General features: G+C 61.8%; 22 protein-coding genes. 10 read left to right on the top strand and 12 right to left on the bottom strand.

The features are described from left to right. Positions 1–5: 5 nt before the first annotated feature. Genes BM317_RS08075 through BM317_RS08055 form a run of 5 tightly spaced genes read right to left on the bottom strand, consistent with a single transcriptional unit; the run spans position 6 to position 5734 of the window. Positions 6–818: a class I SAM-dependent methyltransferase gene (locus BM317_RS08075; protein ID WP_092473859.1), complete on the bottom strand. Its 813-nt coding sequence runs from the start codon at positions 816–818 to the stop codon at positions 6–8. Next, positions 812–1966 (bottom strand): acyltransferase family protein, encoded by a 1155-nt coding sequence (locus BM317_RS08070; protein ID WP_092473857.1) that lies wholly within the window; start codon positions 1964–1966, stop codon positions 812–814. The genes BM317_RS08075 and BM317_RS08070 overlap by 7 nt, the downstream gene beginning before the upstream one ends. After that, complete coding sequence (locus BM317_RS08065) at positions 1963–2832, bottom strand: class I SAM-dependent methyltransferase (protein ID WP_092168216.1); 870 nt, start codon at positions 2830–2832, stop codon at positions 1963–1965. Before BM317_RS08065 ends, BM317_RS08070 begins: the two co-directional genes overlap by 4 nt. Further along, positions 2829–4121 (bottom strand): glycosyltransferase, encoded by a 1293-nt coding sequence (locus BM317_RS08060; RefSeq protein ID WP_092473855.1) that lies wholly within the window; start codon positions 4119–4121, stop codon positions 2829–2831. Before BM317_RS08060 ends, BM317_RS08065 begins: the two co-directional genes overlap by 4 nt. Further along, the gene (locus tag BM317_RS08055) at positions 4115–5734 is read right to left on the bottom strand and encodes a glycosyltransferase (RefSeq protein ID WP_092168210.1); all 1620 of its coding nucleotides are present in this window, start codon (positions 5732–5734) and stop codon (positions 4115–4117) included. Before BM317_RS08055 ends, BM317_RS08060 begins: the two co-directional genes overlap by 7 nt. Positions 5735–6160: 426 nt before the next feature. On the opposite strand from BM317_RS08055, the gene BM317_RS08050 reads away from it, so the two are divergent. The 8 genes from BM317_RS08050 to BM317_RS08015 are packed head-to-tail and all read left to right on the top strand — an operon-like array spanning position 6161 to position 15164. Further along, a complete protein-coding gene (locus BM317_RS08050) occupies positions 6161–7075 on the top strand; it encodes a GDP-mannose 4,6-dehydratase (RefSeq protein WP_092473853.1) in 915 nt (304 codons plus the stop codon). Then, positions 7072–8040 (top strand): GDP-mannose 4,6-dehydratase, encoded by a 969-nt coding sequence (gene gmd / locus BM317_RS08045; protein WP_092473851.1) that lies wholly within the window; start codon positions 7072–7074, stop codon positions 8038–8040. Before BM317_RS08050 ends, gmd begins: the two co-directional genes overlap by 4 nt. Positions 8041–8043: 3 nt before the next feature. Beyond that, positions 8044–9486 carry a mannose-1-phosphate guanylyltransferase/mannose-6-phosphate isomerase gene (locus BM317_RS08040; RefSeq protein WP_092473849.1) on the top strand — a complete coding sequence of 481 codons (1443 nt, stop codon included), beginning with the start codon at positions 8044–8046 and terminating at the stop codon, positions 9484–9486. Continuing rightward, a complete protein-coding gene (locus BM317_RS08035) occupies positions 9486–10283 on the top strand; it encodes an ABC transporter permease (protein ID WP_092200260.1) in 798 nt (265 codons plus the stop codon). The genes BM317_RS08040 and BM317_RS08035 overlap by 1 nt, the downstream gene beginning before the upstream one ends. Beyond that, positions 10283–11548: an ABC transporter ATP-binding protein gene (locus tag BM317_RS08030; RefSeq protein ID WP_092168195.1), complete on the top strand. Its 1266-nt coding sequence runs from the start codon at positions 10283–10285 to the stop codon at positions 11546–11548. Before BM317_RS08035 ends, BM317_RS08030 begins: the two co-directional genes overlap by 1 nt. Next, positions 11545–12912: a glycosyltransferase family 4 protein gene (locus tag BM317_RS08025; RefSeq protein ID WP_092473847.1), complete on the top strand. Its 1368-nt coding sequence runs from the start codon at positions 11545–11547 to the stop codon at positions 12910–12912. Before BM317_RS08030 ends, BM317_RS08025 begins: the two co-directional genes overlap by 4 nt. After that, entirely contained in the window at positions 12903–14033 is a 1131-nt protein-coding gene (locus BM317_RS08020) for a glycosyltransferase family 4 protein (protein ID WP_092168189.1), read from the top strand. Before BM317_RS08025 ends, BM317_RS08020 begins: the two co-directional genes overlap by 10 nt. After that, positions 14034–15164, top strand: a complete 1131-nt coding sequence (locus BM317_RS08015; RefSeq protein ID WP_092168186.1) for a glycosyltransferase family 4 protein — start codon at positions 14034–14036, stop codon at positions 15162–15164. It abuts the gene before it with no gap. Between the two features lie 191 nt (positions 15165–15355). Here the strand turns inward: BM317_RS08015 and BM317_RS08010 are convergent, their stop codons facing one another. Both BM317_RS08010 and BM317_RS08005 read right to left on the bottom strand, forming a co-directional pair. Then, on the bottom strand, positions 15356–15982 hold the full coding sequence (locus BM317_RS08010) for a glutathione S-transferase family protein (RefSeq protein WP_092473845.1): 627 nt from the start codon (positions 15980–15982) through the stop codon (positions 15356–15358). A gap of 125 nt (positions 15983–16107) precedes the next feature. Next, positions 16108–17010, bottom strand: coding sequence for a LysR family transcriptional regulator (locus BM317_RS08005; RefSeq protein WP_092473843.1), 903 nt, complete (start codon positions 17008–17010; stop codon positions 16108–16110). A 337-nt stretch (positions 17011–17347) separates the two neighbouring features. Between BM317_RS08005 and BM317_RS08000 the strand changes: the two genes are divergently transcribed. Further along, a complete protein-coding gene (locus tag BM317_RS08000) occupies positions 17348–19561 on the top strand; it encodes an LTA synthase family protein (protein ID WP_256574079.1) in 2214 nt (737 codons plus the stop codon). 64 nt (positions 19562–19625) lie between these two features. Here the strand turns inward: BM317_RS08000 and BM317_RS07995 are convergent, their stop codons facing one another. Next, positions 19626–20615, bottom strand: a complete 990-nt coding sequence (locus BM317_RS07995; protein ID WP_092473839.1) for an aspartate-semialdehyde dehydrogenase — start codon at positions 20613–20615, stop codon at positions 19626–19628. 131 nt (positions 20616–20746) lie between these two features. Between BM317_RS07995 and ftrA the strand changes: the two genes are divergently transcribed. Beyond that, positions 20747–21733 (top strand): transcriptional regulator FtrA, encoded by a 987-nt coding sequence (ftrA, locus tag BM317_RS07990; RefSeq protein WP_092168171.1) that lies wholly within the window; start codon positions 20747–20749, stop codon positions 21731–21733. On the opposite strand, the gene nudK is transcribed toward ftrA, so the two are convergent. The 4 genes from nudK to BM317_RS07970 are packed head-to-tail and all read right to left on the bottom strand — an operon-like array spanning position 21730 to position 25090. Next, positions 21730–22326 (bottom strand): GDP-mannose pyrophosphatase NudK, encoded by a 597-nt coding sequence (gene nudK, locus BM317_RS07985; RefSeq protein ID WP_092168168.1) that lies wholly within the window; start codon positions 22324–22326, stop codon positions 21730–21732. The genes ftrA and nudK overlap by 4 nt on opposite strands. Before the next feature lie 42 nt (positions 22327–22368). Further along, the gene (nadE, locus tag BM317_RS07980; protein WP_092473837.1) at positions 22369–23202 is read right to left on the bottom strand and encodes an ammonia-dependent NAD(+) synthetase; all 834 of its coding nucleotides are present in this window, start codon (positions 23200–23202) and stop codon (positions 22369–22371) included. A gap of 1 nt (position 23203) precedes the next feature. Beyond that, the gene (pncB, locus tag BM317_RS07975; RefSeq protein ID WP_092473835.1) at positions 23204–24433 is read right to left on the bottom strand and encodes a nicotinate phosphoribosyltransferase; all 1230 of its coding nucleotides are present in this window, start codon (positions 24431–24433) and stop codon (positions 23204–23206) included. 9 nt (positions 24434–24442) lie between these two features. After that, positions 24443–25090, bottom strand: coding sequence for a nicotinamidase (locus BM317_RS07970; protein ID WP_092168159.1), 648 nt, complete (start codon positions 25088–25090; stop codon positions 24443–24445). Positions 25091–25223 lie beyond the last annotated feature (133 nt).

Below are 25223 nucleotides of genomic sequence, written 5' to 3'. Positions count from 1 at the left end.
CGTCATCAAGGCTTACGCGCAATAATCACCTGACTCTTGGCCACCACCGCGTCCAGCGCCTGCTTGATCTGCGCCCCGCGCGGTGAATCCAGCACCGCTTGCCAGGTGTCGGCCCAGTGATTGAGCAACGGGTGGTCAGCGTTGCTGAAATCGACCTTGGCCTCCCAGAACAACAGCATCCACATCGACCAATAGAACCCGTATTGGCTGTGGCTCAACACTTCCAGCCCGGCCTCGCTGACCATCGCCTTGAACTGCTCTTCACTGATGATGCGAATGTGGTTGGGCTTGCGAAAGTACTCCGGCGCGGCGATGTCTTTTTGCAGGTCTTCGGAACTGGGGTGCGGCACGCTCAGCAGGTACAGCGCGCCAGGCTGGCCGACCCGTACCAGTTCGGCGAGGAACTGCGCCGGGTCGTCGACGTGCTCGATGACTTCGGTGGACACCACCCGGGTGGCCGTGGCGTCGGCAATGGGCAGCGGATTGCAGTCGGTCACATGGCACTCGACGTCGCGCGCAGGGGTGTCGCTCAAGCGCTGGCGCGTGGCTTCGACCTTGGCCGCGTCGATGTCGGCGATGATGATCTTCGCCCCGCGCATTCCGCAAAAATGCACGTTGCCACCGTCGCCACAGCCCACGTCCAGCAACGTGTCCTCAGGCGTCACAGGGAAACCCGTGAACAGTTCGCCGGTTTGCTGGTTGAACCAGCCGCTGAGCATCGCATCGTGCAGCCCGAGCATATACGGGTCGACTTTCTCGGCCACCGGTTCGGCGGGCGCGGGCGTGCCCGTGGTGAGTTTTTTCAAAAGGCTCAGCATGACGGGGCTCCAGAAACAGGAAGGACGGTTCGGGCGGCGGACAGGCGTTCAACCAACCGGGCGCCACGATTGCGCATGGGCATTTCGACCCAACGGTAGTTGAGCTCGCTCAACAGCCCGATCAGCAACAACGCACACGCCAGGGCCGGCCAGGGATGGCTTGCCGGGTCCGGCGAGCCCAAGGGGGCGAAACGAAACCACAACTCGCGCAGCAGGAAAAACACCGGGATGTGGATCAGGTAGATCCCATAGGAACGACTGCCCACCCAGGTCAGCGCCGTTTTAAGTCGTCCGCGGGGCAACAGGTAATCCCGATCGTAAGAGGCCACCCAGACCAGCACGGCACTGAGCACCGCCATGACCCCGAGACGGTAGAACGACAAATTGAAGTGCTCGGTCGCGATCCAGGCCATCACGCCGCCAAGGCCCAGCACCAGCAGCACACCCAAGGGCGGGCGGCGCAACCACGTGGGCTCGAAGCGCCAGTAGCTGGGCCGCAGGCTCCAGATCGACAACAACACACCCAGCGCCAAGGCATCGGTACGGATCACCGACAGCCACAGCGCCCGCCAGGTGAAAAACTGCACGAGCACCACCGCCAGCAGCACCCACACTAAATAGCGGCGCGAGACGAACACCAGCAGCGGCAGGATCAGATAGAACTGCTCTTCCAACGACAACGTCCAGTACACGAAGCTCGCGCCGTATTCATACTGCATGAAGGCATCGGCAAAACGCAGGTTGGCGAATTGCAGGAAACCGGCCAGGGTCGCCTGCAGGTTGGCCTGCACGCTGCCGAACGCACCGGAACGGTTCAGGAAAAACACCGCGAACAACACCAGCAGCAGCCAGAGCCAGGCCGACGGCAACAGGCGAAACGCCCGGCGAATCCAGAAATCCCGGGTGACGGCCCAGAATTGCCGGGGGCTGTCGCAGCGACGCAATTGCGGGATCAGGCTGCGCCCGATGACGAACCCCGAAATCGCGAAAAACAGGTCCACGCCCCACCACAGCTGGAAACTGTCGGCCAGGGCCGCCAGGCGCGGCCATCCGCCAGGAAACGGCATGCCTTGCAGGTGATGGAACAGCACGCCGATCACCGCAACGGCGCGCAGCAATTCGATGTCCAGGATCCGCTTGCCGCTCATGAATGACTCCCGGAAGAAGGATCGGGTTTACGCGCGATGATGACCTGGCTCTTGGGCATGAACCGGTCCAGCACCTGCTTGATCACCAGGCCGTCGGGTTGCGTCAGCAAGTCCTGCCAGAGGCTCGCCCAGCGCTCCATCAAGGGGGGATATGGCGCCTGGATACGGTCGCGTACGGCGCCCTCGAGGTCCCGGCCGGCCGCTCGTTCGCTGGCCCAGAAGAAAATCATGCCCATGACCCAGAAAAACCCGCTGGCCTGGCGATGCTCGATCACCAGCCCGGCATCCTCCACCAGCGCGGCGAATCGTTCGGCACTGAAAATCTGCACATGGTTGGGCGCCTGAAAGTAGCCCGGCGGCGCGATGCCTTGCTGCAAATGCTCACCCACCGGGGCCGGCACGCTGAGCAGGTACTGCGCCCCGGGTCGGCCCATGCGCACCAGCTCGGCCATGAACGGCCCTGGCTCATGGATATGCTCGAGCACCTCCATGCAGACGATCTTGTTCGCACAGCCATCGGCCAGGGGCAGCGGCAAGCTGTTGCTGACCAGCCCCAGGAACGGCGCGGCGGCCTGGGCCTCGACTTGGCGAGCCAGGTCGCGCACCTTGTCCTGTTCGCTGTCGGTAAAGATCACGGACGCGCCCTGGCGCATGGCAAACAGCGTCGCCACACCTTCGCCGCAGCCCACATCCAGCAAGGTATCGTCGGCCGTGATGGCGAAGCCCTTGAGCAATTCGCCGGTTTCACTGCGAAACCAGCCGTCGAGCATCGCGTCGTAGAGGCCGGCATCCCGGGGCGAAACGGCCACCGTCGGCGCTGGCGGAGGCGCCACTGGCCTGCGCCCGGCCAGCCATCGCCGGATCATGGCTGCGCCGCGTTCCGGCGACGCTCGGACAGTTGTTCGAAAAACGCCCGCAAACGCTGCTCGGCGTTGGCCTGGCTGCAGAATTTCTCCAGGCTGCGCACGGCATGGGCCGACATCTGGCGATAACGCTCGGGATCATTTTTAGCCACGTCGTAGCTGGCGCGGTAGGCCGAGCACAGCGAGTCCCAATCGGTGACATAACGCAGGGTCCGGTAAGCCGCACGCGGGTCGTGGGGCCAGGCGGTCAGTTCCTCGGTCGAATCCACCACGAAGGCATTGTCGTGATCGATGTAGTCGGCCATCGCCGTGTTCAGCGGCGCAATTGCCGGACGGCCGCAGGACATGAACTCCATCAACGGCAGGCACTGTCCTTCGCCATAGGAACTGTTGACCACGTACCGGGTGGCTTCCACCAGCCGTTCGTAGTCCGCGTCCGCCAGGTAACCGTGGATCAGCACGATGCGGCAGCGGTACGACTGGTTCTTGTAGACGTGGTGGAGCATGTCGGTGAGCGCGGCGGTGACATCGTGGTGGGTCAGCTTGAGCACCAGGGTAGCGTCAGGAACATCGCGAAACGTCGCACAAAATGCGCTGATCATGTCCTTCCAGTTCTTGCGCCCGTCGTAGGGATTGAACACCGAGGTATAGATCACACCGTCCAGCAGTAACTCGCAATCCTCGGCCGGGCCGTCCAGCACCAGCGGCGTGCCCGCCTGGTGCACCGGTGGGCCATAAGGCCGCAGGTCGGTGGTGCGACTGTCGATCAGCAGGCCACGCAATTGCAGGCGCATGTGATCCACGGTCGGCCGCTGGGCCAGCACCGCGCCACGGGCGGCAAAGCGGTCCCATACCGGCGCGGCAACAGCGGCGATGGGAAAGTCTGCGCCCATCACCTCACGAACGGTGTTGACGGTGAAGCTGGAATGGGTGATCGCCATGCCGGTCGCGCCCAAGACCACTCGCCAGTCGTGCCGGGCCTCGCCCTGCCAGCTTTCGGTAGGAATGGTGCTGAATTCCCAGGCGAACACCGGGATCGTCGGGCAGGCGTAGTGGGCCGCAGTGCGATGAGGTGGTGAAAACGACAGGAATACGCAATCCTCGCCACGCCCCAGGCAATCGGCGTACAGCTGATCGACCTCTTCGTCAGGCCGGGTCACTTCGACCACCCGCCCCAACCGCTCCAGCACCGGGCGAAACTCCTTGAGCACGAAGTAATAGCTGTACTCGGGCTTACCGAGGTTTTCCAGAATGTTGCTCTGGTTGGTTTCCGAATAAATGATGATCAGCATGAGGCGCTACCTGCCTGGATCGCCAGCGGCAGCCCTTCGTCACAGCCTGGCTCAGCCAGGAAATCCACCAGGCGCTGCTGCACCGGGGCGAACGCGCAGTAGCGGCGCATCCGCTCGTTCGCGGCAACCGCCATGGCCTGGTAGGCCTGTGGCTGGTGCTTGGCCATGGCGTAGCTCTGCTGGTAGGCAAGTTTCAATGAGCCCCAGTCGGGTCGATGGCGCAGCGTGCGATACAAAATGCGCGAGTCTTCCGGCCAGATGGTCGGTTCGCGGCTGGACTTGACGATGAAGGCCACCTCGGCGTCGATGTAATCGCGCATCGCCGTGTGGTCCGGCGCGATCACGGGGCGTGCACAGGACATGAACTCCATCAACGGCAGGCACAGGCCCTCACAGCGGGACGCATTGACGTAGAAACTCGCCGCGCCATACAGCCGGGCGAATTGTTCGTCCTCCAGATAGCCGTGCATCACCACCACCCGGCAACTGAACGGCGACAGCTGGGACAGCAGCGTCAACAGTTCGACGTAGTAGGTCGACAGGTCGTTCTGGGTCATTTTCAGCACCAGCGTGGCGTCCTCGACGTCACGCAGGGCCCAACAGAATGCGGTGATCAACTGATGCCAGTTCTTGCGCCCGTCATCGGGGTTGAACACGCTGACGTACACCACGCCACTGACTTCGGTTTCCACCACTTGTTGGGTATCCGGCAGCACGGCCTGGGGATGTTCCGGTAGCGCCGGTTCGGAGGCCGGCTCTGGAACGGGCTCGACGGCCACCGGCGGCGGTGCCGGCCCTCTCAGGATCCTGCTGATGGCAACGCGCACCGGCACGGGGACCAGGTCGCGAACCGCCTCGCGATACCAGCACAGCAGGTTGTGCTTGCACAGCCACACGGGCCCCTGCTCGCGCTTGCCGGTGAAGGCGCGGATGACTTCGCGCAGGTAATGGCGGGAAATGAATGCGCGCCGCCGCCAAGTCAGAGGGGGCGGCTCAATGATCTGTTCCGGCTCTGGTTCCGGTTCCGGCACTTCTTCGAGGATCGGCGCGATCAAGCCATCGGCCGACAGCCCGAGGGGCCGGCTGTCGATGATGCAGCCCTTGATCTGCAAGGTCGTTCCCGGGTTGATCGGCAGGCTCGGGTATTGCTCACGAACCGCCGCGAAACGCTCCCACAGCGGCGTGGGCAATACCAATACCGGGAAATCCTCGCCCAAGGTCCGGCGGATCGCCTCGGCCGTATGGCTGGACAGGGTAATCACCCGGCCGTGACGGGCCAGCGTGCGACTCCAGTCATGCCGCAGGTCGTCGTCCCAGTGCTCGGCCGGGATCGAATCGAACTCCCAGGCCACCACGCAGACCATCGGGCAAAGCAGGTCCAGCGGCGTCTTGTGCGGGGGGGAAAACGAAAGGAACAAGCAGTCCTGCCCGGCCTGCTGCAATGTTCGATACAACGGATCGACCTCGGCGACCGACGACACCACATGCACCGGCCCCAGGCTTTCCAGCACGGGACGATAGGCCTTGAGCACGAAGTAATAGCTGTACTCAGGGCGGCCGAGGCTCTGGCTGATGGAGTGATCGTTTACGTCCGAGTAAAGAATGAAATTCATGGCATCCCATCATGGCGCCGCCGTCCCGGCAGCCCCACTTCATGACGGTCGAGTCACGCATCGAGCCGGCCCGGGGGCCGCCACGCGTCGTTCATCTCGCTACCCGTCTCGTTCTTGTTTTTTTATGGTCCCGCCCCTGGGGCTCATCTCGAAGATCGAAACTAGGGACAGCCTGACGAGGGGCATTCTAAACACATCCGCCAAGGGTTCGTGAACCGCCCGGCGAGAATAAACCAGCTATAAATATGAGAACTGACCAGTCACGGTTTGCGCTGTTGAAATTGCTGCAAAATTGGCACAGATTGGCAACCAAACAACTACAACAAACGCTTCTCTAGGCCAATCGTTGAGTGACTTTTCCCCGATCTTACGGAAATTTCCCACTCAGTTCGCAATAGACGAAGCGACCATCAAGGGAGCTGGTGCTTGAAAAAACGTCTGTTCGTTACGGGCCTCAGCGGTTTCGTTGGACGTCACCTCAAATCTCGACTGAACGGTCATGATTCGGCGTGGCAGGTGATGCCTGACGCTGCCCGCTACGACCTGACGGATGCCAGGACCCTGGAAGGCCTCTGGCCCGAGATTCCCGACGCCGTGATCCACCTGGCGGGACAGACCTTTGTCCCCGAAGCTTTCCGCGATCCGGCGCGCACCCTGCACATCAACCTGCTGGGCACCTTGAACCTGCTCCAGGCCCTCAAGGCCCGGGGTTTCACCGGCACATTCCTGTATGTCAGCTCCGGTGATGTCTATGGCCAGATCAGCGAAGACCACCTGCCGATTACCGAACTGCAACCGCCCGCCCCGCGCAACCCATATGCCGTGAGCAAGCTGTCGGCCGAACTGCTGAGCCTGCAGTGGGGCATGAGCGAAGGCTGGCCGGTGCTGGTGGCCCGCCCGTTCAATCACATCGGTGCCGGCCAGAAGGACAGCTTCGTCATTGCCAGCGCCGCCCGGCAGATCAGCCGGATCAAGCTGGGCCTGCAACCAGCCCGGCTGCAAGTGGGCGATATCGACGTGACCCGCGACTTCCTCGATGTCGCCGATGTGATTTCGGCCTACCTGGCCCTGCTGGAAAAAGGCGTCCCGGGGCAGGTCTACAACATCTGCTCAGGTCGCGAGCAAAGCATTCGCAGCCTGATCGAACAACTGGGCGATCTCGCCCAGGTCGATGTGCAACTGATCCAGGACCCTGCGCGTCTTCGCCGCGCAGAACAGCGTCGCGTCTGTGGTAGCCCAGCCAAGCTACGACAGGCCACCGGATGGACGCCCGAAACAACAACACAACAATCCTTGCGGGCGATCCTGTCCGACTGGGAGATACGGGTACAACAAGAATGAAAAGTGCATTGATCACAGGGATCACCGGCCAGGACGGCGCGTATCTGGCCAAGTTGCTGCTCAACAAGGGTTACAAAGTCCACGGCCTGGTGGCGCGACGCAGCAGCGACTCGCGCTGGCGGCTGCGAGAAATGGGCATCGAACAGGATATCGTTTACCTGGACGGTGACATGGCCGATGCCTGCTCGGTGCAACGGGCAGTGATCAAGTCGGCGCCGGACGAGGTCTATAACCTGGCCGCGCAAAGTTTCGTCGCGGCCTCCTGGGACCAGCCGGTGACCACCGGCATCGTCGACGGGCTCGGGGTTACCCACCTGCTCGAAGCCATTCGCCAGTTCAGTGTGCAGACCCGCTTCTACCAGGCCTCCACCAGCGAAATGTTCGGCCTGATCCAGGCCGAGCAACAGGACGAGCACACCCCGTTCTATCCGCGCAGCCCCTATGGCGTGGCGAAACTGTACGGCCACTGGATCACCGTCAACTACCGGGAAAGCTTCGGCCTGCATGCCAGCAGCGGCATCCTGTTCAACCACGAATCACCGCTGCGCGGCATCGAGTTCGTGACTCGCAAGGTCACCGATGCCGCTGCGCGCATCAAGCAGGGCAAGCAGCAGGAATTGCGCTTGGGCAATATCGACGCCAAGCGCGACTGGGGCTTTGCCGGCGATTACGTCGAAGCCATGTGGCTGATGTTGCAACAGGACTGCCCCGACGATTACGTGGTGGCCACCGGCGTCACCACCACCGTGCGCGAGATGTGCAGGATTGCCTTCGAACACGTGGGCCTGGACTACCGTGACTTCGTCAAGATCGACCCGGCGTTTTTCCGCCCGGCCGAAGTCGAGGTGTTGCTCGGCAACCCGGCCAAGGCACAACGCGTCCTGGGCTGGAAGCCTCGGACCGACCTCGACACCCTGATCCGCATGATGATGGATGCGGACATGAAACGCGTCGCCAAGGAGTAGGCCATGCTCATTCCCGTGATTCTTTCCGGCGGTGCCGGGACGAGGTTGTGGCCGGTGTCCCGCGAGGGCCATCCCAAGCCTTTCATGCTCTTGCCCGACGGCCAGTCGCTGCTGGGCAAGACCTATCGGCGGGCGGCGGGGTTGTTCGACGGTCGAGGCGACATCGTCACCGTCACCAATCGCGAGTACTACTTCCAGAGCCGCGACCACTATCAGAGCGCCCACCTGGAGCGTTATCGCGGTCACTTCGTTCTGGAACCGACAGGCCGCAACACCGCGCCGGCCATTGCCACGGCCACCCTCGCGGTACAGGCCCTGCACGGTGACGAGGCGATCCTGGTGGTCATGCCTGCCGATCACTTGATCAAGGACGAGGCGGCCTTCAAGGCCGCCGTTGAGCACGCCGTGGAACTGGCCAAAAACGGCCATCTGGTGACCTTCGGCGTGCTGCCCTCGACGCCGGAAACCGGCTTCGGCTACATCGAACGGGGCCAGCCCCTGGATACCAAGGGCGCGGCCAAGGTCGTGCGCTTTGTCGAAAAGCCCGACTTGCAGACCGCCACCCAGTACCTGGAAAGTGGCCGTTTCCTGTGGAATTCGGGGATGTTCTGCTTCTCGGTCAAGACCCTGTTGGCGGAGCTGCACGCCCACGCCCCCGAGTTGCTGGAACAGGCGCGCGCCTGTGTCACCGCCAGCACCGCGGTGGAAACCTCAGGTTGTGTGCAGCAGGAATTGTCCGCGGCGCATTTCGCCGAAATGCCGGAAATCTCCATCGACTACGCCCTGATGGAGCGCTCAGCCAATGTCGTGGTGATCCCGGCCGCCTTCGACTGGAGCGATATCGGTTCCTGGAGCGCCGTCGCCAGCCTGGTACCCGCCGACGGGCAAAACAACCGCGCCACCGGTGAAGCCCTGTTTATCGACAGCCAGAACACCTTCGTCCAGAGCGACAGCCGCCTGGTGGCCGCCCTGGGCGTGGAAAACCTGATCATCATCGACACCGCCGACGCCGTGCTGGTGGCCCATGCCGACCGCGCCCAGGATGTTCGCCGCGTCGTCCGGCAACTCAAGGACAAGGACCACGAAGCCTATCGCCTGCATCGCACGGTCAGCCGTCCATGGGGCAGTTATACCGTCCTCGAAGAAGGTCCACGTTTCAAGATCAAGCGCATCGTGGTCAAGCCTGGCGCATCGCTGTCGCTGCAAATGCACCATCACCGCAACGAACATTGGGTAGTCGTCGAAGGCATGGCCAAGGTCACCAATAACGGCTCGGGCTCGCACCTGGTCGCCAAGAACGAATCGACCTTCATTCCCGCCGGCCACAAGCATCGCCTGGAAAACCCCGGTGTCATCGACCTGGTCATCATCGAGGTCCAGAGCGGCGAATATCTCGGGGAAGACGACATCGTCCGCTTCGAAGACCATTACGGCAGGGCCGTCTGATGCTGTTGGCCTTGCAACGCTCGCTGTGGAGCTATCGCGGCTTCGTCCTGGGCAGCGTCAAGCGCGAGTTCCAGGCACGCTATCGCAACTCGTTGTTCGGCGCGTTGTGGACGGTGCTCAACCCGTTGTCGATGATCCTCGTCTACACGGTGATTTTTTCCCACATCATGCGTGCCCGCCTGCCCGGGGTCGAAGATGGCATGGCCTACAGCGTCTACCTCTGTGCCGGGCTGCTGACCTGGGGATTGTTCGCGGAAATCACCACCCGCAGCCAGGGCATGTTCCTGGAAAACGCCAACCTGCTGAAAAAGATCAGCTTCCCGCGGATCTGCCTGCCGGTGATCGTGCTGTTCAATGCGGGGATCAACTTCGCGATCATCCTCGGGCTCTTTCTCGGTTTCCTGCTGATCACCGGGCGCTGGCCAGGCATGACCTTGCTGGCCCTGGTGCCACTGCTGGCCCTGCAAGTGATGTTCGCCGCCGGGCTGGGCATGCTGCTGGGGATCCTCAATGTGTTTTTCCGCGACGTCGGGCAATTGTTCGGCATTTGCCTGCAATTCTGGTTCTGGCTCACGCCGATCGTTTACCCGATGACGATCCTGCCGCCATCGATCCAGCGACTGCTCGCCTTCAACCCCATGACCGCCCTGATGCAGAGCTACCAGAACCTGTTTCTCTACAACCAGTGGCCGGTCTGGAGCTCGCTGGTACCGTTGCTGGTGGTGGCCCTGTTGTTGTGTGCCTTGGGCCTGCGCATGTTTCGTCGGCGCGGCGGTGAAATGGTGGATGAACTCTGATGGGACATTTGCGCGTCACCGGCCTGGGCAAGGCCTACAAGCAGTACCCGAACCGCTGGAGCCGGCTGTTCGAGTGGTTGATCCCCTTTTCCCGCCAGCGCCATCAACTGCACTGGATCCTGCAAGGCGTGGATTTCGAGATCCAGCCCGGCGAAGCCGTCGGCATCGTCGGGGTCAACGGTGCCGGCAAAAGCACGTTGCTCAAGATGATCACCGGCACCACCCAACCCACCTGCGGCCACATCCATTTGCAAGGCCGCGTCGCCGCGTTGCTGGAATTGGGCATGGGCTTTCATCCAGATTTCACCGGCCGCCAGAATGCGTTCATGGCCGGTCAGTTGCTGGGGATGCACGTAGAGGAAATCGAAGCGTTGATGCCCGAAATCGAGGGGTTCGCCGAAATCGGCGAGGCCATCGACCAGCCGGTACGCACTTATTCCAGCGGCATGCAGATGCGCCTGGCGTTCAGCGTTGCCACCGCCCGACGCCCGGACATCCTGATCGTCGACGAAGCGCTGTCGGTGGGCGATGCCTACTTCCAGCACAAGAGCTTCGAGCGCATCCGCAGCTTCCGCAAGGCCGGCACCACGCTGCTGATCGTGTCCCACGATCGCTCGGCGATCCAGTCGATCTGCGACACCGCCATCCTGCTCGAACACGGGCGCATGGCCATGCGCGGCAAGCCGGAAGAGGTGATGGATTATTACAACGCGATGCTGGCCCAGCGCGAGGGCCAGGTGGTTCGCCAGGAAATGCTCGCCAACGGCCAGATACGCACGATTTCCGGTACCGGCGAGGCCGGCATCGTCGATGTGCAATTGCTCAACAGCCAGGGGCAGTCGGTGGAAGTGGCCGAGATCGGCCAGCCGATGGTGTTGCAAGTGCGGGTTGAAATTCGCCAGGACATCGAGCGGCTGGTGCTGGGCTTTTTGATCAAGGACCGCCTTGGCCAGCCCATGTACGGCATCAACACCCATCGCCAGGACAAAGCCGTGACCGACCTCAAGGCCGGCGAACAGATCACCTTTCGTTTCAGTTTCGACATGCGCCTGGGCAAGGGCAATTACTCCATCGCCCTCAGCCTGTCGCGGCTGGACTCGCACTTGGACCGTAATTTCGAATGGCGCGACTATGGGTTGGTGTTTCACGTCATCAATAATCGCCAGGAGGATTTCGTCGGCTGTTCCTGGCTCCAGGCCCGGACCAGTATCCAGCGCTCGAGCCAGACTGCCGTCGAGGCGTTGCCGCAAAAGGAGTTGCCATGAGTCGTTTGCTGGTTGAATGCACTTACGTCTATGAAAACCCGAAGGCAAACTCCGGGATCCAGAGGGTCGTGCGCAATGTCATCCGCGAACTGCCGGTCAAAGAGCTGGAGCGCGAATGCATTCCCGTCGTGATGCTGCAAGGCAAGCTCTACGAAGTTAAAAGCCTGGCACCACCGCCCGCGAAAGCATGGGACCTTGTCAGCCTGCGCGCGCGACTGGAGCAAGCGGCCAATCTGTTCTGGCTCAGGCACCGGACACTGGAATCACGACACGTCTTTAGTCAGTCGGTCTGGGCGCGTCGCCTGTTGTACGTCGGCTGCCGGCTGTTTGTCTTTGGCTGCCTGAGCCTCCCGATTCGTCTACTCAACCTGCTCCTCAGGCGCCGGCAGGTTCCGCCGCGCATCGTGCCGCTGGAACACCGGCCCGGGGATCAATTGGTGTTGCTGGATTCCTCTTGGCACGCGGATTTCTTCCCCCTGGCCGAACAGCTCAAGCGTGATGGCGTCGGAATCATCTCGGTGGTTTATGACCTGATTCCCCTGACCCACCCGCAATTCTGCGACGCTGGGCTGGTCAGGGTATTCAATCGCTGGTTCGACTGGATCGCCCGCACCGCCGACGGCTACATCGCCATCTCCACCACCATCCGCGACCAGCTTCGCCAGGAAATGGTCCGGCGTATTGGCGAGCAGCAGGTGCACGAGCGCTGGTTCGACTATTTCCACTTGGGCAGCGAACTCGACCTGATCGACGCCACTCACGCCGTCGACCCGAACTTGTTGCGGCTGTTCAAGCGCCCCGAGCCGGTGTTCCTGATGGTCAGCACCATCGAACCGCGGAAAAACCACGCCTACCTGATCGATGCGTTCGAGCGGGCCTGGGCCGCCGGGTCACAAGCACGGTTATGCATCGTCGGGAAAGTCGGCTGGAAATGCGAGGCCCTGATCGAACGTATCCAACGTCATCCACAACTGGACAGCCGCCTGTTCATGTTCAACAACCTGGCGGACCAAAGCCTGGAACACGCCTATAGGCACTCCACCGCGCTGGTGTTCCCATCCTACGTGGAGGGCTTCGGCCTGCCGTTGGTGGAGGCCATGCAACGCGGCTTGCCGGCGATGGGCAGCGACATCCCGGTGTTTCGGGAAATCGGCGGTGACTTCATGGTCTACTTCGATCTCGACGATCCCCAAAGCCTGGCGAACCTGGTCATCGACATGGAACACACCGGAGTATTCCCGGCCAGGCGCAACCTGGATCAATGGCAATGGCTGAACTGGCGCCAAGCCAGTGCGCAACTGGTAGAAAGGATCGAGGGCCACGTTAACGAAGTCATTGTCGACCGGGAAACAGCATGCGGATAGCCCTCAACGCGCGCATTCTCCAGGCGCCACGCACCGGCATCGGCCACTACGTGGCGGAACTGGCGACGGCCTTGGCCCAAGAGCCGGATGTACAGTTGTCACTGTTCCACGGTTGGGGCTGGAGCCCGCAATTGCCGCCAACCGCCAAGCCTGGCTATTCAAGGCTGAGCCCCTTGCTGCGACGGGTTCCGGGCGCCTATCAGGCGCGGCGCTGGTTGGAGCAGAAACGCTTCGATCAAGGACGTTCAAAGGCTATCGACCTGTATCACGAACCCAGCCTGTGGCCGCTGGCCTTCGAAGGGCCGACGGTGATCACCCTTCATGACCTTACGCACCTGCGCTACCCCGAGACGCAACCACCGGCACGCCTGAAGGAAATCGAGCGACGACTCAGCCGTGCAGTGGAACAGGCGCAGCTGATCCTGACCGACTCGCAGTTCATCGCCGATGAAGCCCAGCAGTATTTCGGCCTGACCACCGAGCGCCTGAGGGTCGCGCCGCTGGGGGTCGCGGCACGTTTCCACCCGCGCGAACCGGAAGCGATCGACGCCGTGCTCAAGGCCCATGGCCTGGAGCATGGCCGATACTTTCTCTGTGTCGGCACCCTGGAGCCACGCAAGAACCTGTCGTTGGCCCTGCGCGCCCATGCCGGGCTCCCTGAATCCCTGCGTCAGGCTTTTCCTTTGTTCATTGTAGGAATGAGCGGATGGCAACAGGCGCAGCTCAATGATGAGTTGAAACGCGCCCTGGCTGGCGGTCATGTTTGTCTGGCGGGTTACCTGCCTGACGAACAGGTCGCCCAATTGTTGGCGGGGGCACGGGCACTGGTGTTCCCGTCGTACTACGAAGGCTTTGGCCTGCCGGTGCTTGAAGCCATGGCCAGTGGCACCCCGGTGATGACCACCCGCTGCTCGGCGATGCCGGAAGTGGCCGGGCCGGCCGGTATCTATTGCGAACCCGACGATCCACACGGCATGCGCGACGCCATGGAGAGGTTGATCGAAGATCGCCTGCATTGGCAGGCGCATCGGGAAGCGGGATTACAACAGGCCGCGCTGTTTTCCTGGGAACGCTGTGCAAAGGTCACTGCCCACGCGTATCGCCAGGTCTTGGGAGGTTGAATGCGAGTCCTGCACTTTTACAAAAGTTATTTGACTGACTCCATGGGCGGCATCGCACAGGTCATTTTCCAGCTTTGCGACAGCAGCGACCGATTGGGTATCGATAACACCGTGCTGACGTTGAGCGAACATCCCGCACCCGGTCCGATCCAGCTCCGACAGCATATCGTTCATCAAGCTCGAATGGACTTCCAAGTAGCGTCCACCGGCTTCTCCTACAGCGTGTTCAAGAAATTCCGTGAGCTGGCCGCCGAAGCGGACGTGATCAACTACCACTTCCCCTGGCCGTTCATGGACCTGGTGCACTTTTGCAGTGCCGTGAAAAAACCCTACGTCGTGACCTACCATTCGGACATCGTCCGCCAACGGCACCTGCTCAAGCTCTATCGGCCGCTGATGCGACGCTTCCTGGACGGCGCTGATCGTATTGTCGCGGCCTCGCCGAACTATGTTCAAACCAGCGATGTGCTCAAGGAATACAGCGCCAAGACCCGGATCATCACCTACGGCCTGAACAAGACCAGTTATCCACAGGCTGACGCCGAACGCATGGCGGGATGGAAGGCAAAACTGGGCGAGCGCTTCTTTTTGTTCGTGGGGGTGATGCGTTATTACAAAGGCCTGCACATCCTGCTCGACGCCCTCAAGGGTGTGGATTATCCCGTGGTCATCGTGGGCGCCGGCCCACTGGAAAAACAATTGCATGCCCAGGCGACGGCATTGGGCCTGCGCAACCTGCACTTCCTCGGGCGCCTGGGGGACGAAGACAAGGTCGCATTGCTGGAACTGAGTTATGCCATCGTGTTTCCTTCACACCTGCGCTCCGAAGCCTTTGGCATCTCCCTGCTCGAAGGCGCGATGTTCGGCAAACCGATGATCTCCAGTGAAATCGGCACCGGTACCAGCTACATCAACATCCACGACGAAACCGGCCTGGTGGTGCCTCCTAGCAACCCCGAGGCCTTCCGCGAGGCGATGCGCACCCTGTGGGAAAACCCGGCCCAGGCCCAGGCAATGGGCGTCAAGGCCGAAGCCCGTTACCGCCAGTTGTTCACCTCCGAAGAGATGGGCCAAAAATGGGTGCGGTTGTACGAGGAACTGCTGGAGGAAAAGGCGCTTTCCTACGCCTGATACCTGTGGCAAGGGAGCTTGCTCCCATTGGACCTGTAGGAGCTGTCGAGTGCAACGAGGCTGCGATCTTGTCCCAGACCATTGAGTCGCAAGCGAAAGATCAAAATCAAAAGATCGCAGCCTTCGGCAGCTCCTACAGCGCAACCCAGCGGGAGCAAGCGCCCCCGTCACACAGCGACCCACTCAAATGCTCAGGCGTGCTTTTGCAACCCGGCAACCGTACGCGGCATGCCCACGAACCCGGGCAAGGCTTCGATCCGCGCCAACCAGGCCCGCACATGGGCATAGTCTTCCAGCGACACATTGCCTTCCGGTGCGTGGGCGATGTAGCTGTAGCCGGCGATGTCCGCGACGGTCGCCGTATCACCCGCCAGAAAATCACGACGGCTCAATTCCTGATCAATGACTTTCAACACCGCGTGGGAACGGGCAATCACGTCCTCGGCGTTGTAGGCCGCGCCAAACACCGTGATCAGTCGCGCCGTGGCAGGCCCCGCATGGATCGGCCCGGCCGCCGCCGACAACCAGCGCTGCACCCGCGCGGCGCCGACTGGATCGGTGGGCAGCCAGCGGCCCTTGCCATATTTGTGCGCCAGGTACACCAGGATCGCGTTGGAGTCCGCCAGCACCACGCCGTCATCGTCAATGACCGGTACCTGGCCAAACGCATTGAGCGCGAGGAAGTCCGCCTGTTTGTGCGCGCCCTTGGCCAAGTCGACGAACACCTCCTCGACCGGTAGCCCGAGCAACGAAAGCATCAATTGAACGCGATGGGAATGGCCGGAAAGCGGGAAGTGATAGTGTTTGATAGGGTTCATGGTCGACTCCGCAGGAAGTGACGCCATCAGCACAACGGCGTCGATGGGGTCATCTTCCGCTCCGGGCCAAAACAAGAGAATCACCCAGAAATGCAATCCATTGTTTCAGCCAGAGAAACAATTCGTCAGCCGCTCAAGGCTGGATGTTCGCGCAATGCACTGACGACAAAATCGACAAAACTGCGGACCCGCGCCGGCGCATTGCGTCCGCCCTGGTACACCACATGGATCGGCAGAGGCGGCAATTCGAAATCGGCCAGGACGATTTCCAGTTCGCCGGCGGCCACGTTGCCCGCCACTTGGTAAGACAGGACTCGCGTCATTCCCAACCCCTGGCAAGCGGCGGTGATCGCCGCCTGGTTGGCCGTCACCACCAGCCGGGGCACGGGCCGGACGGCCAACGGTTGGCCTGAATCGATGAAGGTCCAGCTTTTGACCTGGCCAATGGCCGACGACGCCACCACGGGCATTCGCTCCAGGTCATCCGGATGCCGGGGCCGCCCGTGGCGTGCGAAGAAGTCCGGGGAGCCGCACACCACTCGCCGTACTTCACCGACCCGAACGGCGTGCAGGTTGCTGTCCGGCAACTCGCCAATGCGCAGGGCAACGTCGATGCCCTCCTCCACCAGGCTCACCGTGCGGTCCAACAACAAAGCGTTGATGCTGACCTCGGGGAACCGATGCAGGTAATCCACCAGCAGCGGCGTCACGAACGACTGGCCGAACAGCACCGGCGCGGTGATCGTCAATTGCCCACGGGGCTGGACGTGACTGCCGGCCGCCGAATCCTCGGCTTCCTGCAAATCGCTCAGGATCCGCCGACAGTCCTCGAGAAAGCGCTGACCGGCTTCGCTCAGGTACACATTGCGGGTGGTGCGCACCAGCAATGGCGTACCGATGCGTTGTTCCAACCCTGCCACCGCCCGCGTGACGCTGGCCGCCGACAGGCCCAGGCGCCGCGCCGCCGCCGAAAACCCCGACTCCTGGGCCACGGCGAGAAAAACCTGCATTTCCTGGAACCTGTCCATCCATCCCCCGATGAGAAATCCTGATACAAGTTTTCCGCGCGCCTTAAAAAACAGCGCTGCGCCGCCATTGTAGAGGCCTGCGCCAGTGAACCACAGCCTAGCGCAGCCGGACACCGGGACATTGGCCCGACCCGCGGCGATAGCCCTTGGTACCATCCCCTCCTCATGACAGTTTAATGACCAAAGGAAGAACCTTCTGTGGGAGCGAGCTTGCTCGCGATGGCATCAGTCAGTCACACGCCATGTGGACTGACACACCGCTATCGCGAGCAAGCTCGCTCCCACAGGGTGGGTGTGTCGTTCAATGGATTGGCTTCAACTGAAAGGCCCGTTTCTCGTGAATATTATCTATCGCGCTTCAACCCACCCCCGCGCAGCCCTCATCACCCTGATTGGCTGCGTATTACTCGTCCCCGTGGGCCTGCGTCTCGCCCTCGGCTGGTCCGACCCGCTGGGCTATCTCTCGGACCTGGGCATCGGTGGATTACTGATCGCGTTGCTTTACCGTCGCCCCTGGTGGCTGGTACTGCCGGTATTGCTGGCCTGGAGCGCGTTGACGCTGGCCAGCATCGAATTGGTCAGTGCGGTGGGGCGGATGCCCAATCCTTCGGACATTCATTACCTGACCGACCCGCAGTTCGTTGAAAACTCCACCAGCGGCGGCTTCGCCCATCCGTGGCTGGCCGCGGTCCAGTTGGCCGCGCTGGCATTCTGGCTGATGACCCAATGGACCCGCCGCCCACACTCGGCGCCACGCTTGCCTCGCCACGCCTGGGCCGTGCCCGTGTTGCTCCTGCTGAGCCATGGCGCGCTGCAAACCTGGCGGCCCAGTGAAGCGGACCAATGGAACGTGTTCAACCTGCCTCACCAACTCGTCACCGCAGGTATCGCCGCCGGGCAGGACCAAGCCCGGCAATGGCTCGACGGCGACACCGTGGACCCCGCCCCGCCCATGACAGGGCTGACCCGCCTGGACCTCGATGGCAACAGGCTGCTGGCCGAGCCGGGGCGTGCACGCAACGTCCTGGTCATCGCCCTGGAGGGCATTCCCGGCGCCTACGTGAGTGCCAACCGCCAGGCCTTGAACAGCCGCTACCAGGAAAACCTGATGCCCAACCTCAGCGCCTGGGCCGAGCGTGGCATGAACACTCCCGATTACGTCCTGCACAGCCACCAGACCATTCGTGGCTTGTACGCGATGCTGTGTGGCGACTACGACAAGCTCGACGACGGCACGCCCAAAGGCGTCGAAATGCTCAACCAGACCCAGCGCAACCAGGCCTGCCTGCCGGCCCAGTTGCGCCAGAACGGCTTTTCCACGCATTTCCTCCAGGGCGCGGGCCTGCGGTTCATGGCCAAGGACCGGATCATGCCGCACATTGGCTTCGATACGACCCTGGGCATGGAGTGGTTCACTCGCCCCGCCTACCTGGAATTTCCCTGGGGCAAGGACGACAAGACCTTCTTCGAAGGGGCGCTGGATTACGTCGGACAACTGCAGCAGGCGGACAAACCGTGGATGCTGACCCTGCTGACCGTGGGCACCCACCAGCCTTACTCGGCACCGGATGACTATCTGCAACGCTACGACACCGCCAAGCAGGCGGCAGTGGGTTACCTGGACGACGCACTGGCGAGCTTCCTGGCGGGCCTGGAACGCCAGGGCATCCTCGACAACACCCTGGTGGTTATCACCTCGGACGAATCCCATGGCATCGACGATGTGCGGCTGGCCTCGTCCTGGGGGTTCAACCTGACGCTGGCGCCGGAACCGTTGCCCCGGATCAAGTCAGGCACCTACGGGCATGTGGACCTGACGGCCTCGATCCTCGATTACTTCGGCTTCACGGTGCCCACGTCGTTGTCCGGTCGCTCGATGTTCAGGGACTACCCGACGGGCCGGGAAATCATGTCGTTCACCAATGGCAAGCTGCGCTACCACGACGGCAAGGGCACATTCACCGAATGCGATTTCCTCCAGCATTGCCGTTACTACAGCAGTGAAGGCTTCATCGCCGACCGCGCCACCTACGGCGGGCAATACAGCGGCCAGCGCGCCCGATTGATCAGCGCCCGTGCCACGGCCCTGGACCAGACCCTGTTGCCCACGCCCCTGAACCAGCACTATCAGTTCGGCAGCGCCGATAAAATCCCCCTACCGGCCCAGGTCACCAACGACTGGACCGATAACCTGATCGGTGCCCAATACCTGGAAATGCCCAAGGGTTCACAGACCCGCGTCAGCCTGACCATCCGCGCGGTGGAGGCAGACCATGCCGCCTACATCTCCCTCAAGGCCAAGGAGTTCGAGCAGGATGTGCCAATGGACCTGCCGACCGAGGTGGCGGTGACACCCGACCAGCCGCTGGTGATGAACATCAGTTTCGACAACCCACAGCAGCGCAAGGCGTTTTCCTTCCATCTGCTGGGCCATGGCGTCGGCGCCATCGAGATCAGCGACTTCAGCGTCGTGACCGAACTGCCGGACCAGACGGACCAGCCGCAATACCTGGACGATATGCAGGAAGACAGCGAGGCCCAATCCAGTTGAACAAAAAACGCGCAGCCATGGCTGCGCGTTCTAATGTTCGGGCTCGGGCTTGATCAATACTTGATCAATACTTGATCAATTGCATGATTTCGAATGCGTTCAATGCCGCCCCACGCAGTAACTGATCGCCGCTGATGAACAGGTCCAGCCCGTGTTCGCCGTAGATCAGGTTGTAACGAATCCGACCGACTTCCACCGCATGCTTGTAGGTGGAGGTCATGGGCATCGGATAAGCGCCGAACTCGGGCTCATCCACCACTTCAACCCCCGGTGCCGCACGCAACAATTCACGCACCTGCGCCAATGACTCGATGGGCTTTTTGAACCGCAGGCTCAGGCTCTCGGCATGGGAGCGCAGGGTCGGCACCCGCACAGCCGTGGTGCTGATAGCCAATCCCGGTTCGTCCAGGACCTTGCGCAGCTCCCAGACCACTTTCATTTCCTCACGGGTGTAACCATTGGCTTCGAACGAATCGACCTGGGGAATCACGTTGAAAGCCAGGTTGTGGGCGAAATGCTCGCTGTCATCGCGGTCGCCATAATCACTGAAGGACTTGGCCTTCTCTCGCAGCTCCAGCATCGCCGGCTGCCCCGCACCGCTGGCCGCCTGATAAGTGGAAATGATCGCGCTCTCCAACCCGAAGGCCTGATGCAGCGGCCCCAGCACCATCAGCGCAATGGCCGAGGAGCAATTGGGGTTGGCGATCAGTTTTTCGCCCTTGTAACGCTGACCGTTGATGGGCGGCACCAGGAGCGGAATCGCCGGGTGATAACGGAAGGCCGAGGAGTTATCGATGACGTAGGCGTTTTCAGCCAGACGCTCGCCATACTCCAAGGCGAAGGCCCCGGAGACACACAGGAAGACGATGTCGCACGAGGCGCAACCCTCGATCGAAAAGGCTTCGATCAGGTGCTCGACCTGACCCACCTTCAAGCGCTTGCCCGCCGAACGGCCAGAGGCCATGCAGACCACGTCATAGTCGGTGTTTTCAAGCAATTGCAGCATGGTCATGCCCACTGCACCGGAGCAGCCCACCACGGCGACTTTCTTCATTTCGCTTCCCTTATCCACCTTTGCAAAGGCTCAACCGTCTTGGTTTTCCTGATTGCCTGCGATCGATTGTAGGGAGACGGGCCCGTCCGCTACAGTGCAGCGCAAGACAATAAACGGTGGATTTACGCCAAATGCATGCGCATCCCGGAACCGTGGCAATCCTCGTTTATGAAGGCCTGTGCGTATTCGAGTTTGGTATCGCCCTGGAGATCTTCGGCCTGCCTCGCCCTGAGCTGGATGTAGCGTGGTATGGCCATCAAATCGTTGCCGTCGATCCAGGACCGATGCATGCGCTGGGCGGCCTTCGGATCGCCGTCGACGCAGGGCTCGAAGCACTGGACAGCGCGCGAACCATCATCATCCCCGGCTGGCGCAGCCACCAGGCAGCACCCCCCAAAGCGCTGTTACAAGCACTGCGCCGCGCCCACGCCCGCGGCGCACGCCTGCTGTCGATTTGCTCGGGGGTGTTTGCCCTGGCCGCCACCGGGCTGCTCGACGGCAAGACCGCGACCACCCATTGGCAATTCTGCGCAGAACTGGCAGAGCGATTTCCGCTGATCACGGTTGACCCGAACGTGTTGTATGTCGATTCCGGGCAATTGATCACCTCAGCCGGCAGCGCGGCCGGCATCGACGCCTGCCTGCACCTGATTGCCCGGGACTTCGGCACGCATATCGCCAACTCGGTGGCCCGTCGCCTGGTCATGGCGCCGCAAAGGACCGGTGGCCAGGCCCAGTTCATCGTCGCCCCCGTGAGCAAGTCTCCACGCAACGAACTGACCCGCGTCCTGCAGTGGCTTCGCGAGCATCTGGATCAGCCCCTGAGCGTCGGCGACATGGCCGCCCGCGTCGCCATGAGCGAGCGCACCTTCCTGCGGCGCTTCGTCGAAACCACAGGTCTGCCGCCCAAGACCTGGCTGCAACAGGAACGCTTGAACCGGGCACGGGCGCTGCTGGAAAGCACCGACCAGGGCATGGCCGGCATCGCCCAGGCCTGCGGCTATCGGTCGGTGGAGAGTTTTCGGGCCGCGTTCCGGAACGCTGTCGGTTTGCCGCCCACCGCCTATCGCGAAAGATTCGGCAGCGCGCAGGTCCGCCCACAGCAGGCCTGGGGCTAATCCAGCAAGCGATGCAGCTTGGCGTACTGCAACAGCATGATGGTCTTGCCGTCGCAAATCTCCCCGCTCTCGATCATGCCCAAGGCCTGGTCCAGAGGCAGCTCCAGCACCTCGATCTCTTCGCCCTCGGCTTCAAGGCCACCGCCTTCGTGCTGCTTGTCTTCGTCGAAATATTCGCCGACGAAAAAATGCACCCGCTCGGTCACCGAGCCCGGGCTCATGAAGGCGTCGAACACCTTGCGCACGTCCTGGATGATGTAGCCGGTTTCCTCCTGGGTTTCCTTGCGGATGCAGGTGTGCGGGTCGTCGTTGTCCAACAGGCCGGCGCAGGTTTCTATCAACAGGTCATCGTGCCCGTTGACGAAGGCAGGGAAGCGGAACTGCCGGGTCAACACCACCGTTTGCTTGGCCTTGCTGTACAGCAGGATGGTGGCGCCGTTGCCCCGGTCATAGGTCTCGCGCGTCAGTTCGCGCCATTGGCCGTTGCGGCCGAGGTAGTCATAGGTGGTCTTGCGCAGCACGTACCAATCGTCCGAGAGGACTTCGACGTGCTTGATGCGTACGCGATCCTTGATGCTGATTGCCTGTGTCATTTACCCACTCCGTTCAAAACCAAAGGTCCCATTAGAACCCTATTACAACGATGCAGGGACGCGTGGCAATGCGCGTTTGTGGGCTGTCTTGAGGTAGGCGCGTTCAATGATCTGGCGCGCCTGGGGCGACACCTCTTCGCCCATCAGGTACGCATCGATTTCCTCGTAGCTGCAGCCATACGCCACTTCATCCAACTTGCCGGGCGCCAGGTCTTCCAGGTCCGCGGTCGGCGCCTTGCGCACCAGATGCGCGGGGGCGCCCATCGCGTCGGCCAACAACCTCACCTGGGTCTTCGTCAGCCCGGACAACGGTGCCAGGTCGCACGCGCCGTCGCCAAATTTGGTGAAAAATCCCATCACCGCCTCTGCCCCATGATCGGTGCCCACCACCAACCCGTTGCTTAAGTTGGCGATGGCGTATTGCGCCAGCATCCGTGCCCGGGCCTTGGCGTTGCCTTTGGCAAAGTCGGTGAGTTCGGCCGAAGGCTGCAAGCCCTCGATGGCGATGCTGCCCATCAGCCCGTCGACGCACGCGGCGATGTTGCTGCTGGTGATCACGTCCGGTCGGATGAAGTCCAGGGAGGCCTGGGCGTCCTGCTCATCGGCCTGGGCCTTGTACGGCAGCCGGACGGCGATAAACCGCGCCGCGTAGTCTTCACCCCGCAGTTGCTCCACCGCCAACTGGCAGAGGCGGCCGGCGGTGAGCGAGTCGACGCCGCCACTGATCCCCAGGACCAGGGACTGGCAACCCGACTCGCGCACGATCTGCTTTATGAACTCGACGCGGCGGGCAATCTCGGTTGCTTCGCCGCCCTGTGTGAGTTGGCGGTCAATACCCAGTTCCCGGGCAATGCTCTCTTGCTGAAACGAAGTCATATCAAGCTCCCAACTGTGGATTGATCAGGGCAACGTTGAACACTTGGGCGGCGTAGCGCAGAAACGAGGCATCCTCGCAGACGTTCTTGATCGGGTCGTCGGAGAACTTCACCACCGGCTCGCCGTGGACCCGCACCAGTTTCATGACGATGCTCAGCGGTTCGACACCGTCGACGTCGCAAGCCAGGCTGGTGCCCATGCCAAAACCGAATTTGGCCTTGCCGCGCACATGCCGCAGGATCGGCAGGCACTTTTCGAAGTTGAGGCCATCGGAGAACATCAGGTCCTTGGTGCGTGGGTCGACACCGAGTTCCTGGTAGCGCCCCAGCACCTTGTCGGCCCAGACGATCGGGTCACCGGAGTCCTGGCGCAGGCCGTCATAGAGCTTGGCGAAGTACAGGTCGAAATCCTTGAGGAAAAAGTCGGTGCTGATGCAGTCCGTCAGGGCGATACCAAGCCGGCCGCGGTACTCGTGTACCCAGTTTTCCAACGCCGCGTTCTGGCTCTCGCGCAAGCGCCCGAGTTGCTGGTGCACCATCAGCCACTGGTGGGCCATTGTGCCGATCAGGGGCAGATCGAACTCGTACGCCAGGTGGGCGTTACTGGTGCCGACAAAGACCCCAGGAAAATCGCTGCGCATCACATTCACCACTTCACGCTGGGCCCTGAACGACAGCCGCCGCCGGGTGGAGAAGTCTGAAACGCGAAACTCGGCGAGTTCTTCACGACTGGCATTTTTCTCCAGCCATTCGAACTTCTGGTACAGCTTGCGGGTGACGTCGGCCAACTCGACCTCGGGGTATTTCTCGCGGTTGCGCAATTCGCTGACCATCGCCAATACCGGTTGCTCGAACATGATGCAGTGCAGCATCGGCCCACGGACGCGGATGTGCAGTTGGCCATCGACTTCCGCAACGTGGATGTAGCGCAAATTGAAGCGAAACAGGCCGAGAAACTGTTCGAAGTCCGGGGTCAGGTACTCACGGAAACGCTTGTTGAACAGAAACCGCTGCTCTCCTTCGCGCAGCTGCAACCCGGCGAGCCTTTCCAGCTCGACACGAATGTCCGGAATCAGGTGACCGAGCCGCTCCTTGGAACGCACGATGAACTGATATTCCACCTCGACGTTCGGGTGCTGGTGCAAGACCGCCTGCATCATGGTGAAGGTGTAGTAGTCGGTATCCAGAAGACTCTGGATGGTGCCGCTGCTTGAATCGAATGCACTGTCCATGTCTTTTCCTTATGCGTTTGCCAGGCGGATGGTTTCTTCGCGGGTCGCGGCAACCGAGATCCCCGCTTGCTGCATGTCTTGGATGGCCTGAACGGCGCCCTCCTCACTGATGGCCCGGCAAGCCGGGAGGTGAATGATCACCTTGAAGCCGGCGGCGGCCAGTTGCAGAGCGGTGGTCTTGACGCAGAAATCCAGCGCCAGCCCGCCGACAATGACCTGCTCGACACCCAGGCCCCTCAGGTACTCGATCACCCCGGTGGACAGCTTGCCGTGCAGGTCGTGGTAGCAGGCGCCGTACGGGTGCAAATCCGGCTCGACACCCTTCCAGACGAAATAGTCGTAGTCGTAGGGGGTCGGCAGTTGATCCAGCAGGGCGAAACCTTCGGTACCAGGAACGCAGTGGCTGACCCAGGTGATGTCGGCGTGCTCGAGCCCGGTGGGCACGAACATCTGTGCGTGATCGGCGACCACCCAGGGGGCCTGGGGCGAGTGGGCGTCCTTGCTGCCGATACGGAGGCTGGCCAGGGACGCGATGAAATTCAGCTCACCGGCAATCTGGTCACCGCCCGGCACCGGAAGCTCATCGGGACATAGCGGCGTGAAGCTCTTTTGCGCATCGACATCGAAGGAAGCGGTTTTCCGGGTCAGGCTGTTCATGCTGGGTTTCTCCTCTTCATGGCCACGAGAGTACATAAGGTGTACTTTCATAACAAGCCATCTGTAGAAAATATTTTTGACTTGCCCTTTCTATCCAAACCAATTGGTGCATCAGAAAGCGTGTTTTCACAAA

Origin of the sequence: Pseudomonas sp. NFACC24-1, assembly GCF_900115235.1 — a bacterium.
Lineage (GTDB): Bacteria > Pseudomonadota > Gammaproteobacteria > Pseudomonadales > Pseudomonadaceae > Aquipseudomonas > Aquipseudomonas fluorescens_AA.
The sequence above is the reverse complement of the archived record's forward strand: the minus strand, read 5'-3'. Positions and strand labels throughout refer to the sequence as shown.